Origin of the sequence: Nonomuraea sp. NPDC050383, assembly GCF_044459125.1 — a bacterium.
Lineage (GTDB): Bacteria > Actinomycetota > Actinomycetes > Streptosporangiales > Streptosporangiaceae > Nonomuraea.
This window is the reverse complement of the sequence record NZ_JBITIP010000010.1, coordinates 304,587-320,801: the sequence shown is the minus strand read 5'-3', so window position 1 is coordinate 320,801 and position 16,215 is coordinate 304,587. Positions and strand designations below refer to the sequence as shown.

13 protein-coding genes are annotated in these 16,215 nt (G+C 71.6%); 6 read left to right on the top strand and 7 right to left on the bottom strand.

The features are described 5' to 3' along the window. Positions 1 to 31 precede the first annotated feature (31 nt). On the bottom strand, positions 32 to 1,369 hold the full coding sequence (locus ACIBG4_RS25780) for an FAD-binding oxidoreductase (protein ID WP_397203983.1): 1,338 nt from the start codon (positions 1,367 to 1,369) through the stop codon (positions 32 to 34). Between the two features lie 254 nt (positions 1,370 to 1,623). On the opposite strand from ACIBG4_RS25780, the gene ACIBG4_RS25775 reads away from it, so the two are divergent. Further along, positions 1,624 to 2,508, top strand: coding sequence for an RNA polymerase sigma-70 factor (locus tag ACIBG4_RS25775; RefSeq protein WP_397204003.1), 885 nt, complete (start codon positions 1,624 to 1,626; stop codon positions 2,506 to 2,508). Positions 2,509 to 2,556: 48 nt separating this feature from the next. Here the strand turns inward: ACIBG4_RS25775 and ACIBG4_RS25770 are convergent, their stop codons facing one another. Then, entirely contained in the window at positions 2,557 to 2,991 is a 435-nt protein-coding gene (locus ACIBG4_RS25770; RefSeq protein ID WP_355441558.1) for an ester cyclase, read from the bottom strand. A 262-nt stretch (positions 2,992 to 3,253) separates the two neighbouring features. On the opposite strand from ACIBG4_RS25770, the gene ACIBG4_RS25765 reads away from it, so the two are divergent. Further along, complete coding sequence (locus ACIBG4_RS25765) at positions 3,254 to 3,661, top strand: hypothetical protein (protein ID WP_397203982.1); 408 nt, start codon at positions 3,254 to 3,256, stop codon at positions 3,659 to 3,661. Further along, positions 3,654 to 5,291, top strand: a complete 1,638-nt coding sequence (locus ACIBG4_RS25760; RefSeq protein ID WP_397203981.1) for a multicopper oxidase family protein — start codon at positions 3,654 to 3,656, stop codon at positions 5,289 to 5,291. The genes ACIBG4_RS25765 and ACIBG4_RS25760 overlap by 8 nt, the downstream gene beginning before the upstream one ends. A 101-nt stretch (positions 5,292 to 5,392) precedes the next feature. Here the strand turns inward: ACIBG4_RS25760 and ACIBG4_RS25755 are convergent, their stop codons facing one another. The 3 genes from ACIBG4_RS25755 to sigJ form a co-directional block, all read right to left on the bottom strand. Further along, complete coding sequence (locus ACIBG4_RS25755) at positions 5,393 to 5,833, bottom strand: hypothetical protein (RefSeq protein WP_397203980.1); 441 nt, start codon at positions 5,831 to 5,833, stop codon at positions 5,393 to 5,395. Between the two features lie 115 nt (positions 5,834 to 5,948). Next, on the bottom strand, positions 5,949 to 7,112 hold the full coding sequence (locus ACIBG4_RS25750) for an NAD(P)/FAD-dependent oxidoreductase (protein ID WP_397203979.1): 1,164 nt from the start codon (positions 7,110 to 7,112) through the stop codon (positions 5,949 to 5,951). A gap of 56 nt (positions 7,113 to 7,168) precedes the next feature. Continuing rightward, positions 7,169 to 8,041 carry an RNA polymerase sigma factor SigJ gene (sigJ, locus tag ACIBG4_RS25745; RefSeq protein ID WP_397203978.1) on the bottom strand — a complete coding sequence of 291 codons (873 nt, stop codon included), beginning with the start codon at positions 8,039 to 8,041 and terminating at the stop codon, positions 7,169 to 7,171. A gap of 179 nt (positions 8,042 to 8,220) precedes the next feature. On the opposite strand from sigJ, the gene ACIBG4_RS25740 reads away from it, so the two are divergent. Both ACIBG4_RS25740 and ACIBG4_RS25735 read left to right on the top strand, forming a co-directional pair. Further along, positions 8,221 to 8,793 (top strand): ArsR/SmtB family transcription factor, encoded by a 573-nt coding sequence (locus ACIBG4_RS25740; protein ID WP_397203977.1) that lies wholly within the window; start codon positions 8,221 to 8,223, stop codon positions 8,791 to 8,793. Continuing rightward, positions 8,790 to 10,070, top strand: coding sequence for an MFS transporter (locus ACIBG4_RS25735; protein ID WP_397203976.1), 1,281 nt, complete (start codon positions 8,790 to 8,792; stop codon positions 10,068 to 10,070). The genes ACIBG4_RS25740 and ACIBG4_RS25735 overlap by 4 nt, the downstream gene beginning before the upstream one ends. Positions 10,071 to 10,099: 29 nt before the next feature. On the opposite strand, the gene ACIBG4_RS25730 is transcribed toward ACIBG4_RS25735, so the two are convergent. Together ACIBG4_RS25730 and ACIBG4_RS25725 are read right to left on the bottom strand one after the other, a co-directional pair. Further along, complete coding sequence (locus ACIBG4_RS25730; protein WP_397203975.1) at positions 10,100 to 10,819, bottom strand: nucleotidyltransferase domain-containing protein; 720 nt, start codon at positions 10,817 to 10,819, stop codon at positions 10,100 to 10,102. Continuing rightward, positions 10,816 to 11,868: a helix-turn-helix transcriptional regulator gene (locus ACIBG4_RS25725; RefSeq protein ID WP_397203974.1), complete on the bottom strand. Its 1,053-nt coding sequence runs from the start codon at positions 11,866 to 11,868 to the stop codon at positions 10,816 to 10,818. The genes ACIBG4_RS25730 and ACIBG4_RS25725 overlap by 4 nt, the downstream gene beginning before the upstream one ends. A gap of 389 nt (positions 11,869 to 12,257) precedes the next feature. On the opposite strand from ACIBG4_RS25725, the gene ACIBG4_RS25720 reads away from it, so the two are divergent. Further along, positions 12,258 to 16,148: a metallophosphoesterase gene (locus ACIBG4_RS25720; protein ID WP_397203973.1), complete on the top strand. Its 3,891-nt coding sequence runs from the start codon at positions 12,258 to 12,260 to the stop codon at positions 16,146 to 16,148. Positions 16,149 to 16,215 lie beyond the last annotated feature (67 nt).

Genomic DNA, 16,215 nt, shown 5'->3' with positions numbered 1-16,215 from the left:
CCTACGGCGACGGCCGGCCACCGCACCCTCGTCAGGGCCGGACGTTGTGGTTGCCGGCGAACAGGTTGGCGGGGTCGTACCGGCGCTTGACCGCCGCGAGCCGCTGGTAGGTCCGGGTCGGATAGACCGCGGCGACATCCTCCTCCGTGGCGGAGGCCAGGAAGTTCGCGTAGGCGCCGTCGACGTGAGGCGCGAGTCTCCCCCAGATCGCCTCCAGAGCGGGACGCGCGGCCTCGACGACCGCCTCCGGACCCGCGCTGGTGGTCACGACCATCAGCTCCGCCCGGCGATGCGCGTAGGCGGTGGCGTCGTCGGGGACTCGCGACACCGCGCCGCCGACGCTGCGAACGGCGATGAACGGCGATCCCTGCGATGCCCCGGTCTCGGCGAGGATCCGCAGGACCTCGGGCACCGACTCCTTGCCGACGAACGCGCTCCGGGTGACGAGCCGGATGCCGGGCGGCGGGGTCACGCCGTCCACGAGTATGTCCTCATTGGGCTTCAGCGCGACGTCGTCGTCGATCACCGTGCCGAGCCGGCGGATCGGGTCGATGGCCCGGGCCGCGAGCTCCGGGTCGTCGCCGTCGAAGGCGACCTGGATCTCGACCGGCGCTTCGGGGCCGCCGGCGAAGGGGTTGGCGAAGCTCGCGATGGAGGTGAGCTCCTCGGGGGCGGTGCGGAGGTGGTCCGCCCACCCCTGGAGCACGCCGGCCGCCTCCGCCGCCGGGAAGGCGATCCTGCCGTAGAAGACGTCTGTCGTCGGGTGTGCCGCGAACTCGAAGACGGTCACGATCCCGAAATTGCCGCCGCCGCCGCGAAGCGCCCAGAACAGCTCCGGGTTCTCCTGCGCGCTCGCCCGCACGACCTCTCCGCCGGCGGTGACCACCTCCGCGGCGACCACGTTGTCCAGGGCCAGACCGTACTTCCTGACCTTCCAGCCCATGCCGCCGGTCAACGTCAGCCCACCGACGCCGACGCTCCTGGTGTCGCCCGAGGAGATCGCCAGGCCGTGCGGGGCGAGGGCGGCCGCGACCTGACCCCAGGTGGCGCCGCCGCCGATCCGCACGAGGTGACGTTCCTTGTCGACGACCTCCACGTCCGCGAGGCCGCCGAGGTCGATCACGACGCCGTCGTCGTTGGTGCCGAAGCCCGCGAAGGCATGGCCGCCGCCTCGCACGGACAGCACGAGTCCCGCGGCGGCGGCGAACCTGACACCCGCCCGCACGTCCCCCACGCTCTTGGGCCGCAGGACGTAGGCCGGGCTGCCCGAGGCCAGTACCGAGCGACGGGCCGACTCGTACTCCGCTCCGCCCGGTTCGATGATGTCGCCGCCGAAGTCACGGCGAAGGGTTTCAAGCGCTGCGGTCATGACATTCCTCTCGTGATGCGAATCGTTCATGCGAACTGGCCCGGCTGGGCCGAACGAACACAAGATGCCGACGGCCCGGTCCTTGTGACGGCGCGGCGTGGTGACGTACGCCACAGGGACGGGCCACCGTCCCGGTGTCACAGAACGGCCGGGGCCGGCGTCTGATGGGTGTGACGAAGAACGAACAGGAGCCGCCCATGTCCGGCACGCCGGAGAGCAGGCCGGAGAGCACGCCCGCGGACCGCGGCGACGACATGAGCGGGCACGACGGCCCGGACCCCGCCACCGAGGCGTTCGTCGCCCACCGCAACCTGCTGTTCACCGTCGCCTACGAGATGCTCGGCTCGGCGGCCGACGCCGAGGACGTGCTGCAGGAGACCTGGCTGCGGTGGGCGGGCGTCGACCTGGCCACCGTGCGGGATCAGCGCGCCTACCTGGTTCGGATCGCCACCCGGCAGGCGCTCGGCCGGCTGCGTGCGCTCGGCCGCCGCAAGGAGTCCTACGTGGGCCCGTGGCTGCCGGAGCCGCTGCTGACCGCGCCCGACGTGGCGGAGGACGTCGAGCTGGCCGACAGCGTCTCGATGGCGATGCTGCTGGTGCTGGAGACGCTTCAGCCGACCGAGCGGGCGGTGTTCGTGCTGCGCGAGGTGTTCGATCTCGACTACGACGAGATCGCCGAGGCCGTCGACAAGAACCCGGCCGCGGTCCGCCAGATCGCCCACCGGGCACGCTCCCACGTCGCCGCCCGCCGCCCGCGCGGCACCGGCTCCCCGGCCGAGCACCGAGCCGCGCTCCAGGCCTTCCAGCGAGCGGTCCAGACCGGCGAGTTGCAGAGCCTGCTCGACATCCTCGCGCCCGAGGTCGTCCTGCTGACGGACGGCGGCGGAATCAAGCAGGCCGCGCTGGCTCCCGTCATCGGGGCCGGCATGGTGGCCCAGGTGCTGAGCAGGATCACCAGCACGGCGTCGCTACGGCCGGCACAGGTGAACGGCCACCCGGCGCTGACCGTCCACCTCGACGGCGAGCTCGACACCGTCGTGGCGGTGCGGATCGACGACGGGCTCATCACCGGGCTCTACGCCGTGCGCAACCCCGAGAAGCTGTCGCACATGGAGCGGGAGACCCCGGTGAGCCGCTGAGCCCGCCACTGACGGCCGACGAGACAGCGGCCGTGAGCCGGCGAGGTACTACGCCTGGACGAGGCCGAGTTGCCGCAGCTGTGAGTAGACGTCGACGACTCCCCAGAGGTCGGTGATCCGGCCGTCGGCGAAGCGGGCGATGAAGATCTCGTTGTAGGTGACGGATCTGCCGGTCGGGGGCATGCCGCGGTAGGCGCCGGAGTTGGTGCCGGTGACCGTCTGCCGTGCGACGATCTTGTCTCCGTCGGCGAGCAGGTCCTCGACCGCTACGTGAATGTCGGGGAACGCGCGCAGGAGTACCTCCCAGATGCGCTTCTGCGCCTGCACCGCCGTCATGTCCGTCAGCTCCGTCGTGTGAAAGCGCGCGTCCGGGTGGATGACCTCGTCGATCGCCTTCGAGATGATCTCCAGATCGCCGCTGTTGATGGCCTCGTGGAAGCGGTGGTACGTCTCCTTGTTGCGTGCTTCCTGAGCTGTCGACATGTCGTCTCTCCTTGATCGCGATGATGGGGTCCTCGTGGTGATGCGCTCCCCCGAGCAGTACGACGTCACAGCACCGCGAAATGTGAGGTGACGCGCCGACCTCACAAGTCGTACCGATGAGGGCGGATACGACCGAGGGAGCCGACGACACCATAACGTCCGACGCATAACTACATAACAATATTGATCTTGGAGAAAATAACTTCGAAGTCATAACGTCGGAGTCGTGCACAAATCGAGAACGGAGCCGGGAGGAGTCCCCATGCTCACCGTGGCCGCGCCCCGGACCACACCCACGGGATGGACGCTGCGGGCCGTCGTCAGCGCGCACGTGCTGGCGATCGCCGGTCAGCCGGTGTTCGCCGGGGTGTATCTGACCGGTGACTACGACGGTTTGCGCCTGCATGCGGCCGGCGCCGACGTCGTCACCTCCATCGGGTACCTGCAGGCGATCGTCGCGATCGCGGTCTGGGTCCGGCTGCGCCAGGTCTGGCCGTTCCTCGCCACGACGGCGGTGGTTGCGGCCGAGACGGTGCAGTACTTCGCCGGGCTGAACGGCGCGCTGTGGTTGCACCTCCCGTTGGGGGTGATGACCGTCGTCGCGGTCGTGGTGCAGTTCATCGACGTGTGGCGCCGGCCTCTCCTTCGTGAGGGGGCCCGGAGTGCGTGACAGCCGCGGCATGACCAGGCGGCGGGCGCTGGGCATCGGCGGGGCGCTCGGGTTGACGGCGGCCACCGGCCTGTCGGCCTCGGCCGCGCTGGCCCGGCGGCCGCCGACCACCGGTGCCGAGCTGCGCAGCGCCGTGCCGCTGCCGCCGCCGTTCCAGGTGCCGCTGCCGATTCCCGCCGTGCTGAAGCCGGTCGGCACCGCGGGCGGCGCCGACCGTTACGAGATCACCCAGCGGGAGGCGAGCGCGGAGATCCTGCCCGGCGTGAAGACGCCGCTGTGGACGTACGAGGGCACCTTCCCCGGGCCGACGATCGAGTCGCGCCGCGGGCGGCCGATCACCGTGACACACCGCAACGAGCTGCCCGTACCGACCGTCGTGCACCTGCACGGCGGACGGACCCCGGCGGCCTCCGACGGCTACCCGACGGACCTCGTCCTGCCCGAAGGCCGGCACGACGCCGCCACGCACATGGAGCACGGCTCCGAGCAGCACATGCAGCACATGCAGCACATGCAGCACGGCTCCGAGCACGGCATGCGGGACCCGAGAGCCGTGGTGACCAGGCTGACGCGGGACTACACCTTCCCGCTGGACCAGCGGCCGACGCTGCTGTGGTACCACGACCACCGGATGGACTTCACCGCCCCCGCGATCTGGCGCGGCCTGGCCGGCCTGCATCTCGTCCGCGACGACGCCGAGGAGGCGCTCGGCCTGCCCGCCGGGCCGCGCGAGCTGCCCCTCATGATCGCCGACCGCGCGTTCGCCGCCGACGGCAGACTCGCCTACCCCGCCCTCGACCCCACGCTGCGCGGACGGCCCGGCGTCCGCGAGCCGTACCTCGCCGGGGTCCTCGGCGACGTCATCCTGGTCAACGGCGCGCCGTGGCCCGTGCACGAGGTCGACGCGGCCCGCCACCGGCTGCGCATCCTGAACGCCTCCAACGCCCGTCACTACGAGCTCGAAGCCGTCACCGAGGACGGGCGCCGGCTCGACCTCGTGCAGATCGGCGCCGACCAGGGACTCCTCGCCGCCCCGGTCACCCACCGGCTGCTGCCGATCGCGCCCGCGGAACGCTACGACGTGGTCGTCGACTTCTCCGGCGTCCCGATCGGCGGCCTCGTCAGGGTGGTCAACCGGCTCGGCTCCGGCCGTACCCGCGACGTGATGGCCTTCCGGGTCGCGCGTGCGGCCGCCGACGACAGCCGCATCCCCCGCACCCTGTCCACCGACCTGCCGGCCTGGCGGCGCTCGGACGCCGTCAGGGTGCGCGAGTTCTCCTTCCGCGCCGGGCGGATGAACGCGGGCCACGGCTGGCTGATCGGCGGCCTGCCGTTCGACCCCGCCCGCACCGACGTCACCACCCGGCTCGGCGACGTCGAGGTCTGGCGGCTCGTGGCCGACGTCCATCACCCTGTCCACCTGCACCTGGTCGGCTTCCGGGTGCTCTCACGCAGCGGCCGGCCCCCGCTGCCCCACGACGCGGGACTCAAGGACACCGTCTCGCTACGGCCCGGCGAAGCCGTGGAGATCATCACCCGCTTCGACGGCTACCGCGGCCGCTACCTCTTCCACTGCCACAACGCCGAACACGAGGACATGGGCATGATGGCCAACCTCGAGATCGTCTAGGACGCCCCGCGGCCCGGCCGCCTGGCGCTCCCGCGGCCGGGCCCGCCGTACGTGTGGACCAGCGGTGCCCGGCCGGACCGGTCGTCAGGTGAGGGGGACGCTCAGCCGTGCGACCCGTACTTGGTGAGCAGCTTCTCCAGGTGCCGCACCACCGGCTGCCAGGTGGCGGGCGGCGTGTATCGGCTGGCCCGGTGGCCCTTGTAGGTGAGCGTGTACTTGAGGAAGTCGGCCCCCTGCGGCTGCGGCTCCGACGTGCCGACCTTCAGTTTCTGCAGAACGGTCCGGAGCCCGCGCAGCTCCTTGCCCGTCAGGCACGAGCTCACGATCGGACCGGTGCGGCGGCTGAACTGACCGCAGCCGTCGGTGAACACCCGCACCCGGTTGTCGAGTCCCGCGAAACCGCCCTGCTCCCGGAGGTCGACGAGCGTCTTTCGCTGCGCCTCCACTCCCTCTCGCACGTCCGCTCGCGCCTGTCGTCCGTCCGCGTGCGCCACCGAGACCCCCGAGGCGCCCAGGGCCAGGACGAGCACCGGTGGAAGCATGATCCGCCACATCTTCATGCCTACTCTGACGTACCGGGGCGGCGAATGGCTCACACGAACGGCAGGGAAGGCTCATCGGACCCGAGACCGACGAGCCGTGCCGGAGGTACGGGGCTCATGCAGCGGGGGCGGCCTTCCGCTCGTCGAGCTCGTCGAGAGGGAAGAAGGGCAGCTCGAGGTAGACGCTGCCGGCGGCGGCGAGGATCTTCGAGGCGTCGTCGACCGGCGGGTGGATGAGCTGGTTGATCAGCTTCTTGATGTCCGCGCCGTCGGCGCCCGAGGCCATCACCCTGCGGTCCCAGCCCCGGGCGAAGATCGCACCGGCGCCACCCAGGTCCAGGCAGGTGACGTACGGGCCGGGGGTGAAGTCGCGCAGCAGCATGCCGAGCAGGTCGGCCGCCGCGTTGTACCCGGCGACCTTGCCGAGCGGGGTGGCGTGCTGGCAGGCCTGCATGACCGTGTGCTCGGCGTCGAACGCCGCCGCGGCCGTGTCCCCGGCGACGAACACCTCGGGCAGGGCGCGCAGCCGCTCGTCCACCGGCACCCGGCCGAGGTGGTCGAGCTCGTCGGAGATCTGCCGGGTGAGCTCGCTGGCCCTGATCCCCGCGCACCAGACCACCGCGTCCGCCTCGACCCTGGTGCCGTCGGACAGGACGGCGTGTCCCTCGCCGACCTCCGTCACCGTCGTGCCGAGGCGGCGTTCGACGCCCAGCTCGTCCAGCGCCGCCTCGATCGCCTCGCGCGGGCCCGGGCCGAGCTGGTCCCCGACCACCTCCGACCGGTCCACCAGCAGCACCCGGCCCCTGGCGGCCAGCGCGGTGGCGGCCTCCAGGCCGACGAACCCGGCGCCGACGACCACGGCGGAGTAGTCCTCCCGCTCGCGCAGATGGCCGGTCAGCCGCCGGGCCCCTTCCAGGGTGTCGATGTCGAAGAGCCGTTCGGCGCCGGGCAGGCCCTCGGGACGGACGAGTTCGCTGCCCGCCGCCAGCACGAGGCGGTCATAGCCGATCTCCTCGCCGTCGGCCACCACCACGCGGCGGCCGGTGTCGATCGTGCTCACCCGGGCCCGCAGGTGCTCGACGCCGATCGGTTCGAGGACCCTGCCGAGCTCCACCTTGGCCAGGTCCGGCTCCGGCTCGTACAGGCGGGGCCGCAGCACCATGTGCTCGTCCGGCGCGATGAGCGTGATGCGCAGGTCCGCCTCTCCGCGGGCCAGCGCCGCTCCCGCCGCGCTCCACACGCCCGCGAAACCGCCTCCGATGATCACAATGTGTGCCACTGTCTCGTCCTTCTCTCATCCCGGGGATGGTTCGGCAGGGAGACAAGACGGCGGGTTCAGATGTGACCGAGGTGAGCGAGTTTTTCGGGATTGACCAGTCTCCTGAACGCAGTGATACGCCCGTCGGCGATCTCCACGGTGTCGAGCCAGACCAGCTCGCCGCCGTGGTAGGTCGCCAGCGCCGGGTGCCCGTTCACCTCGATGATCTGGAACGCGTCGGGGCGTCTGAGCTCGATCTGCCTGACCGCCAGCAGGGCGATGCGCTCCGCGCCCCGGACCGGCCTGCGCGCGGCGGTCACCTTGCCGCCGCCGTCGGCGACGTAGACGGCCTCGGGGTGCAGCAGCTCGACGAGCCCGGCCAGGTCCCCCGCGTCGGCGGCCGCCTTGAACGCCTTGAGCACGCGTTCGGTCTCGGCCCTGGACGCCCGGGGCGGCTCCTCGGCCGCCGCGACCCGTGCCCGCGCGCGGGAGGCCAGCTTGCGGCTCGCGGCGGGCGTGCCGCCGAGCACCTCGGCGATCCGGCCGAACGGGAGGTCGAAGACGTCGTGCAGCACCAGCGCCACGCGTTCGGCGGGGGTGAGCCGCTCCATGACCACCAGCATCGCGGTGCTCACCGACTCGTCCAGGAGCACCTGGGCGGCGGCGTCGGGCCCGGTCAGCAGCGGCTCGGGCAGCCAGGGGCCGACGTAGGACTCGCGCCGGACCCGCGCCGACATGAGCACGTTGTACGACGTCCGGGCGGCCAGGGTCACCAGCCAGGCCCGCAGATCCCGCACCTCGGACAGGTCGGCGGCGGCGGCGCGCAACCAGACGTCCTGCGTCACGTCCTCGGCCTCGGTCACGGTGCCGAGGATCCGGTAGGCCGCCCCGAAGACCGCGGCGCGATGCGATTCCCAGTCGGCCTCCGCCAACGTGCCGGTCAACTCCACCCGGGCCTCCCGCCCCCTCGGATCAGTGGTCGACCTCCGATCCTAGGCAGGTCACCATCGACGCCGGCACCGACACCAAGGTGAACGGGGCGATCACCGGCTCCGGCGGCGTGGGCCGCCTGGATGCATACGTACAAGAGCTGTTGTGCAATGCCTCTTGTCCGTATACGCTCCTCGCTGTGCCCGACGACGATCATGCGATCACCGACTCCCGGGTCCTGGCCGCCATGGCGCACCCCGTGCGCCGTCGCCTCCTCGACCTGCTGAAACTCAACGGCCCGTGCACCGCCAGCACCCTGTCCGAACACACCGGGGAAGCGGTCGGCAACGTCAGCCACCACCTGCGCGCCCTGGCGGCCGCCGAACTGATCGAGGAGGCGCCCGAGCTGGCCCGCGACCGGCGCGAACGCTGGTGGCGCCGGACCACTCCCACGCTCTGCTGGTCCTCCACCGACTTCGCCGACGACGCCGCGGGTGAGGCGGTGGCGCGGGCCGTCGAATCGCTCAACCTGGAGCGGCAGACCGGCCACGTGCGCCGCTGGGCGGACCAGCCCCAGTCCGAGCAGGAACGCTGGCCGCTCGGCCCGTTCTCGGCCGAGGCCTGGATCCGCGTCACCGACGAAGAGCTGGCCGAATACGCCGCCGAGCTCAAGGCCGTGATGAACAGGTGGGCAGAGCGCGAGCTGCCGGACGACGGCCGGGACCGCGGCACCGTCTTCACCTTCGCCCGCGCGGTTCCGGGCCGGCCGTGACGAGCACCGCGAAGACCCGGTTCGGGCTGCTGCGCCGGCGCGACTTCCGGCTGCTGTGGGTCGGGGAGAGCGTCAGCAGCCTGGGCAGCTCCGTCACCGGCGTCGCGCTGCCCCTGGTGGCGGTGACCGTGCTGGACGCGCCGCCGTTGGCGGTGGGCGTGCTGGCGGCGGCCACCTGGCTGCCCTGGCTGCTCATCGGCCTGCCGGCGGGTGTCTGGGTGGACCGCCTCCCCCGCCGCCGCGTGATGCTGGCCGCCGACTGGGCGTCGATGGCGGCCTTCCTCAGCGTTCCGATCGCCGCCGCCCTCGGCCGGCTGACGATCGGCCAGCTGATCGTGGTCGCGCTGGCCGCGGGGACCGCCAAGGTGTTCTTCGCGACCGCCTACCGCGCGTACCTGCCGTTCCTGGTGGACGGGCCTGACCTGCTGGAGGCCAACGCCAAGCTCCAGGGCAGCGAGCAGGTGGCGAACCTGGCCGGCCCCGGCCTCGCCGGGCTGCTCGCCCAGCTCTTCTCGGCGGTGGGCGGCCTGATCGCCGACGCCGCCACCTTCGCCGTCTCGGCCGTCTGCCTCATCCGCATCGAACGCCGCGAAACCCCCGTCCGCAGGCCCCGCCGGCGCCTGCGCGCCGAGATCCGCGACGGCTTGCTCCTGGTCGCCCGCGATCCGTTGCTCCGCGCCAACACGTTGTACGGCTGCGCGGCCAACCTGGCGCTGACCGGTTACACGTCGCTGACCGTGCTCTTCCTGGTCGACGACGTCGGGCTGGGCGCGGGCCAGACCGGTCTGCTGATCGCGGCCACCAGCCTGGGCGGCATCGTCGGCGCCATGGTCGCGCGCCCGATGGCGGCGCGGTTCGGCAGCGCGCGGGCCGTCCTGCTCGGCAAAGCCGGCCTGGCCCCCACCGGGCTGCTGATCCCGCTGGCGGAGCGCGGAGCCGGGCTGGCGCTGTTCGTCCTGGGCGGCGTGATGATCGTCGCGGGGGTCGTGGCGGGCAACGTGGTCTTCTCCGGTTTCATCCAGACGTACGTGCCGGGCGAGCTGATGGGGCGGGTGACGTCCAGCGTGCAGATGGTCAACTTCGGCGCGATGCCGCTGGGCGGCGTCCTGGCCGGGGCACTGGCCGGTGCGCTCGGCGTGCGCGCAGCGCTGTGGGTGATGCTGATCGGGTTCGCGCTGAGCGGCCTGATCCTGCTCGCCGGCCCTCTGCGCCGCCTGCGCGACCTGCCCTCCGGCCGGCTGGACACTGCCGGCCGCGAGGACCTTATGGGCGTGTGAGACCGGGCCCAGACAGCCGCGCCATCCAGTCAGAGGGTTTCCGCCACGAGGTCGAGGTAGGCGTGCCCGGCCGAGACGCTGGCGGGCGGCCCCGTGGCGGCGAATCCGCCGAGCAACCGGCGAAGGGTGGCGAGGTGGTCCCTCCAGGAGGCGGCGGGCGCATGGGGACCGCCGAGGAACTCGATCATCCGGGCCGTGTCCGGTGAGCGGCGGGCGATCCGCTTGCCCGCCACCGGGACGAGCCCGAGCCGCAACGCCTGGTGATCGTCGGGGCCCTTGGCTGTGGCCGGCTCGTGTTCACCGGCGTTCAGGTGCTCGGCGAAGGTGGTCGCGAGCCGGCCGAGTCCTCGCCGGTCGAAGATGACGGTGCTGTCGACGGTCCAGCCGGCCTGGGAGACCGGGTGGATGTGCCAGTCGACCCAGAGCGGGAGTCCGTCGACGACGTACTGTCCGCTGACCGCCCTGGTGCCGCGAGGGCCGTTGTGGCGCGCGTCGAAGGCGACTGCCGGCTTGCCGGGACCGGAGGGAAGACGGCCGGGTGCCGCGTAGTCGTCGATACGTGCGTCGTCCACGACGACGAGCAGATCGATGTCGCTCCAGTCGTCGGCGTGACCGGCTCCCAGCGAGCCGACCAGGCCGGCGCCGGCCACTCGCGGGTCGCTGTCGAGGGCGGCGGTTACGGCGCTGAGCCAGCGGGTCCGTATGTGGGCCAGTCGCGGGGCCGGGGGCCCGCTGTTCGTGACGCTCATCGAAGGGATGATCGCCCGGCGGAGGTGGGGGCGCAACCCGGCGCGGGCGGCGTGGCAGGGGTGGCGGTCGCCGCGTCGGCGTAGCGGCGGGCCAGGTGGGCGAAGGCGTCCTTGAGCTCCGGCGGGCCGACGACCTCGATGTCGGCGTCGTACCTGCCGATGGCGGCGGCCAGGCCAGGCCATGACCACGAGCCGAGGACGAGCCGGCAGCGGTTCGGGCCGAGCTCCTCGACGACGCCGTCGCGGGTGTGGCGGGACACTTCGGCGGCGGGCAGGTGGAGGATCACCTCGCCGCGGCAGGGCCAGTCGCCGGAGCCGTCGGAGCCCCGGAACCGGCCGGCCACGAAGGCGGCCACGTCGCCCCCGGGCAGCTCGCGAGGGGTGAAGCGGGGCCCATTGGGGGTGCGCGGGGTGATCCGATCGGCGCGGAAGGTGCGCCAGTCCTCGCGGTCGAGGTCCCAGGCGACGAGGTACCAGCGCCCGCCCCAGGTGACGAGATGATGGGGCTGCACCCGGCGCGGCGGGGCCGGCGCGCCGGTGTCGTCCGCCCCGGGCGGGGACGCGGGGGCGTAGTCGAAGCGCAGCACCTCGCGGGCGTGGACGGCGGCGCTGAGCGCCGTGAGCACGCCGCTGTCGGCCTGTGCGTCCGGCCGGATCGCGGGCCGCTCGACAGCGGTGACCTGGAGGGTGTCGATCCGGCGGCGCAGCCGTGCGGGCATGACCTGCCGGACGGTGTTCAGCGCCCGCGCCGCGGCTTCCTCGATGCCGGCGCCGGTGGTGGTGGCGATCTGGAGCGCGATGGCCAGGGCGACGGCCTGCTCGTCGTCGAACAGCAACGGGGGCAACTCCGTTCCGGCGTCGAGCCGGTACCCGCCGTCCGGCCCCTTGAAGGCCACGATGGGATAGCCGAGCTCGCGCAGGCGGTCGACGTCACGGCGTACGGTGCGCGGGCTGATGTCCAGCCGCTCGGCCAGCAGCGCCCCCGGCCAGTCGCGGCGCGCCTGGAGCAGCGAGAGCAACGCCAGCAGGCGCGCTGAAGTCTTCGGCATGATGCCCATGTTGCCCTGAGAAGCGGCCACATCCTGACCTCTTCACCCCGCCCGGCGAGACGTCGGCCGGGATCCTCGGGCGACGTACCCGATGCCGCGAACCTGACCGGCCGGGGTTCCGGTACGTGCCTGATGGTCGGCGTGTGACCTGGTTGTGCCTGTCTCGTGACAGATGACCAGAATGAGCGGATAGTTTCCGTCCCCTTCAGCCTCTCCACGCACACCGTTCACTCGTGCGCTCCAGTGTGTCCGCCCGAGAGCATGCCGCCTTATCGGCTGCTTATGAACGATGGAAGGGACTGCACCTGATGCAGCCAATGGCAGCACGAATGTCGTCGGGTGGCTTACGAGCTCGTCTGGGCACGGCCGCCGCGATCGCGACGCTCCTCGTGAGCAGCTTCGTGACCGCGGCGTACGCCGACCCGGGCCCGGCGGAACAGGAACGGGGACGGCCCACCCCGACGCCGACCAGTACCAGTACCAGAACCCCGCCGACGCTCACCCCCGCCGACGGTTCGTACCTGGAGGGCACGGCCAAGGTCGCGGCGGTCCCGGCCACGGCCGGTGACAGCGTCACGAAGCTCGCCGTGGACGGCACCGCGCTCGACGCGACCCGGACGGTGGGCGTCTCCAAGCTCCGCTTCGACGTCGGCTCGAACTCGACGGAGGCGCAGTACCACAGCTACGTGCTGGTCAACGGCGGGTACCGCAGCGAGATCGGCAACTTCGTCAACCAGCGGGCGACCATCGACATCCCGAACGAGCACCTCGTCAAGGGAGAGAACACCGTCGAGATCGTCCTCGGCGCGATCCAGTCGTCCTGCGGCCTCAACTACGACGACTTCGTACTCTCCGACGTGGGCCTCGAACTGCTCGGTGAGGTGGCGGACGGCGAGGACAACCCGTACACCCTGTCCTTCGGCGACGGCACCTGCGGCACCAACACCACGCTGCTGAAGCGGGCCACGCTCACGTTCTTCACCCAGTCCGACCCGCAGGCCACCACGGGCCTGGCCGCGGACGTGGACACCACGACGCTGCCCAACGGTGAGCACGCCATCACCGCGACGACCGCCTCCGGGGTGAGCGTCAAGAACACCGTGACGGTGAACAACGCCCGGGCCGGGGCGCCGCGGCTGCTCCCCACGGACGGCACGCTCGTGGCGGGCACCAAGCCGGTCTTCGCGACCGTGCCGGCCGGCGGCGGGGACGGCGTCAAGTCCCTCACCGTCGACGGCGACAAGCCCGCCACGAAGCCCACGCTGGGCAACGGCGCCGCGACGCTCGCCTTCGACGTGGGCACGGACCCGATCGACGACAAGTACGACGACTTCCTGCTCGTCAACGGCAAGCGCATCGACCTGGGCGGCACCTACGCGAGCCGGCGCGTGACCATCGCGGTCCCCGCCCGCTACCTGGTGCCCGGCGACAACACGATCAAGGTCGTCACCGGCGACTGGAAGAACACCTGCGGCAACGACCGCGACGACTTCACGATCGCCGGCCTGTCCCTCGCCCTCGACGGCGCCACCGTGACCGGCCGGGACGTCAAGCCGTCGTACGAGATGGGCGACGGCGACTGCGGCGGCGACCAGAGCCGCCTGCGCGAGGCCGAGCTGCGCTACACCATCGACGCCCCGGCGGTGACCGTCGTCGAGACGCTCGGCTCGGGCGACGCGACCCTCAGCTTCAACGTGGGCAGCAACTCGATCGAGGCGCGCTACCAGAACTTCGTGCTCGTCAACGGCCAGAAGGTCGTGCTCGACGGCGACTTCGTGAGCAAGCGCGTGGACTTCACGATCCCGAACGAGTTCCTCGTGCCCGGCTGGAACACGATCGACTTCGTGGCCGGCACCTTCCCGACGTCGTGCGGCAACAACCGCGACGACTTCACGATCTCCAACATCGCCCTCACCCCCGCGCAGGGCAAGGCGACCGGGCAGCTGCTCAAGACCTCGTACGGCATGGGCGACGGCAACTGCGGCGACAACGTGAACGCGCTGACCGAGATCGACCTCGAGTTCCTCGTCGACGCCCCGGCCCGGGGCCTGCGCGCGGACCTCGACACCACGGCCATCAAGGACGGCAAGCACACCATCGCCGCGACGTCGGCCGCGGGCCAGGTCGCCACCCGCGTCCTGATCACCGACAACTCGGCCCCGAAGGTCGCGAGGAGCGTCCCGGCCGCGGACGAGAAGATCACCGCCTCGGTCGTGCTGGACGTCAAGCTGGAGGACGCCTCCGGCGTCGTGTCCGGGCCGGACGTCAAGCTCGACGGCCGGCCGGTCGAGCTGGGCGCCGCGGTGGGCCCGGGCCTGAGCGCCGGCAAGCACACCCTGGCCGTGACCGGCGCCGACGGGCTCGGCAACACCACGACCCGGGAGATCGTGTTCGAGTCCGCGGGCATCCCGGACGCACCCGCCGAGCTGTCCCCGGCGCTGGGCGCCGTCGACGTGTCCGACCCGGTCAAGCTGTCGGCGAAGGTCGCCGAGCCCGACGGGGGCAAGGTCACGGCGACGTTCTCCGCGGCCGAGATCCTGGCTCCGAACCAGGTGTTCCAGGGCACGGCCCCGTCCGTCCCCACGACCCTGCAGGTCCCGGGCGAGCAGCGCGTCAAGACCGACGCGCTCGAACCCGCCGACGGCAGGACGCTCGACGCGCCCGCCGGCCAGGACCTCGTCTACCAGCGCTACGACGTCAAGGTGCAGGGGCACGTGGACTCCCCCGTCCTGCGCTGGGAGGGCGTCATCGACCCCGAGCGCCTGGCCTCGCTGCGCGTGTGGAACACGAAGCCCAAGGCATGGGACCTGCTGACGAGCGCCCGTGGCGGCGCGGCCGAGGGCAGGACCGTGCTCACCGCCGTCGTCGACCAGGAGTACGTGGACAAGCAGCAGGTCCACGTCATGGTGACGGCCGAGGACCCGTTCGCCGACGACATCGACCCCGGTGACCCGAACGGCTTCGCCGACCCCTCTACGTACGACTTCTCGATCGTCCACTTCACCGACACGCAGTACATCTCCGAGGGCGCGGTGGAGCAGGAGACCGCCGAGGAGCGCGCGGTGTGGGAGTCCGCCTACGCCGGCATCGTCAACTGGATCAAGGACAACAAGGACCAGCGCAAGATCTCGTACGTCGCGCACACCGGCGACATCATCGAGAACAACATCCGCAAGCCCGCCGACGAGGCCACGCAGCGGCAGATCGTCGGCGAGATGGAGGTCTCCTCCAAGCAGCAGCGCGTGCTGGACGAGGCGAACATCCCGAACGGCGTGATCGCCGGCAACCACGACAACCAGTCGGGCACCGAGGACGGGCCCGACGCGATCTACAACAAGTACTACGGCCCCGGCCGGTACCGCACCGCGGCGCAGGGCTGGCAGCACGCCGAGTACGGCGGCCCGTGGAAGGAGGGCGACAACCAGAACCACTACGACCTGTTCTCCGCGGGCGGACTGGACTTCGTGGTGGTCGGCCTGTCGTACGGCGTGACGAGGGAGGAGGCCGAATGGGCCGACTCCGTCTTCAAGAAGTTCCCGGACCGCAACGGCATCCTGCTCTCGCACGACTACCTCGTGCCGAGCACCAACCCCGACGGGCGCGGCACCGGATTCTCGGCACCCGACGGCTCGATGCTGTACAAGACCGTGGTCGAGAAGAACCCGAACGTCTTCCTCATCCTCGCCGGGCACGAGCACGGCGTGGGCACCAACGTGAAGCCGAAGGTGGGCCGGCTCGGCAACGGCGTCGTGGAGCTGCTGGCGGACTACCAGTTCTACACGGTGTCGGCCGACCGGCTCGGTCTCACCGAGGTCGGCGGGTACAACCCGGAGGACCAGCTCCAGTTCGGCGCGAGCTTCTTCCGGCTGCTCCAGTTCAACGTCAAGCGGGCCGAGCTGAGCGTGGACACCTACTCCCCGCTGCTCAAGGACTTCGGCGCCTCCGAGTTCGACCCGCTGCGCCGCTACGACGGGCGCGAGGACAACATGGTGCTGCCGGTGGACCTCACCTCCCGTACGACGAGCTTCCAGACCGACTCGCTGGCGCTGTACAAGCCCACGCGGATCATCGGCAGGAGCACGGTGCCGTCGGGTCAGGTCGCCTCGGTGACCTGGGACCGCCTCAAGGACGACACGGCCTACGCCTGGTTCGTCACGGCCCGCTCCACCGGCGGCGGCGTGACCGCCTCCGAGCCGAGCGTCTTCGTCACGAAGGACGAGCACGGCCGCCCGGGCACGTGGGGCCAGGAGTCGCCCATGTACCGCTGGTTCCAGCACTAGCCACACCCCTATCCCCATCCCCGCCGCCCCGGACCACGTCCGGGGCGGCCCCTGTCCCCGAACCTGG

What these genes read in the sequence shown, in the direction of transcription:
- ACIBG4_RS25780 (WP_397203983.1), bottom strand. Translation starts at nt 1,369, where the DNA reads ATGACCGCAGCGCTTGAAACCCTTCGCCGTGACTTCGGCGGCGACATC.
- ACIBG4_RS25775 (WP_397204003.1), top strand. Translation starts at nt 1,624, where the DNA reads ATGAGCGGGCACGACGGCCCGGACCCCGCCACCGAGGCGTTCGTCGCC.
- ACIBG4_RS25770 (WP_355441558.1), bottom strand. Translation starts at nt 2,991, where the DNA reads ATGTCGACAGCTCAGGAAGCACGCAACAAGGAGACGTACCACCGCTTC.
- ACIBG4_RS25765 (WP_397203982.1), top strand. Translation starts at nt 3,254, where the DNA reads ATGCTCACCGTGGCCGCGCCCCGGACCACACCCACGGGATGGACGCTG.
- ACIBG4_RS25755 (WP_397203980.1), bottom strand. Translation starts at nt 5,833, where the DNA reads ATGCTTCCACCGGTGCTCGTCCTGGCCCTGGGCGCCTCGGGGGTCTCG.
- ACIBG4_RS25730 (WP_397203975.1), bottom strand. Translation starts at nt 10,819, where the DNA reads ATGAGCGTCACGAACAGCGGGCCCCCGGCCCCGCGACTGGCCCACATA.
- ACIBG4_RS25725 (WP_397203974.1), bottom strand. Translation starts at nt 11,868, where the DNA reads ATGCCGAAGACTTCAGCGCGCCTGCTGGCGTTGCTCTCGCTGCTCCAG.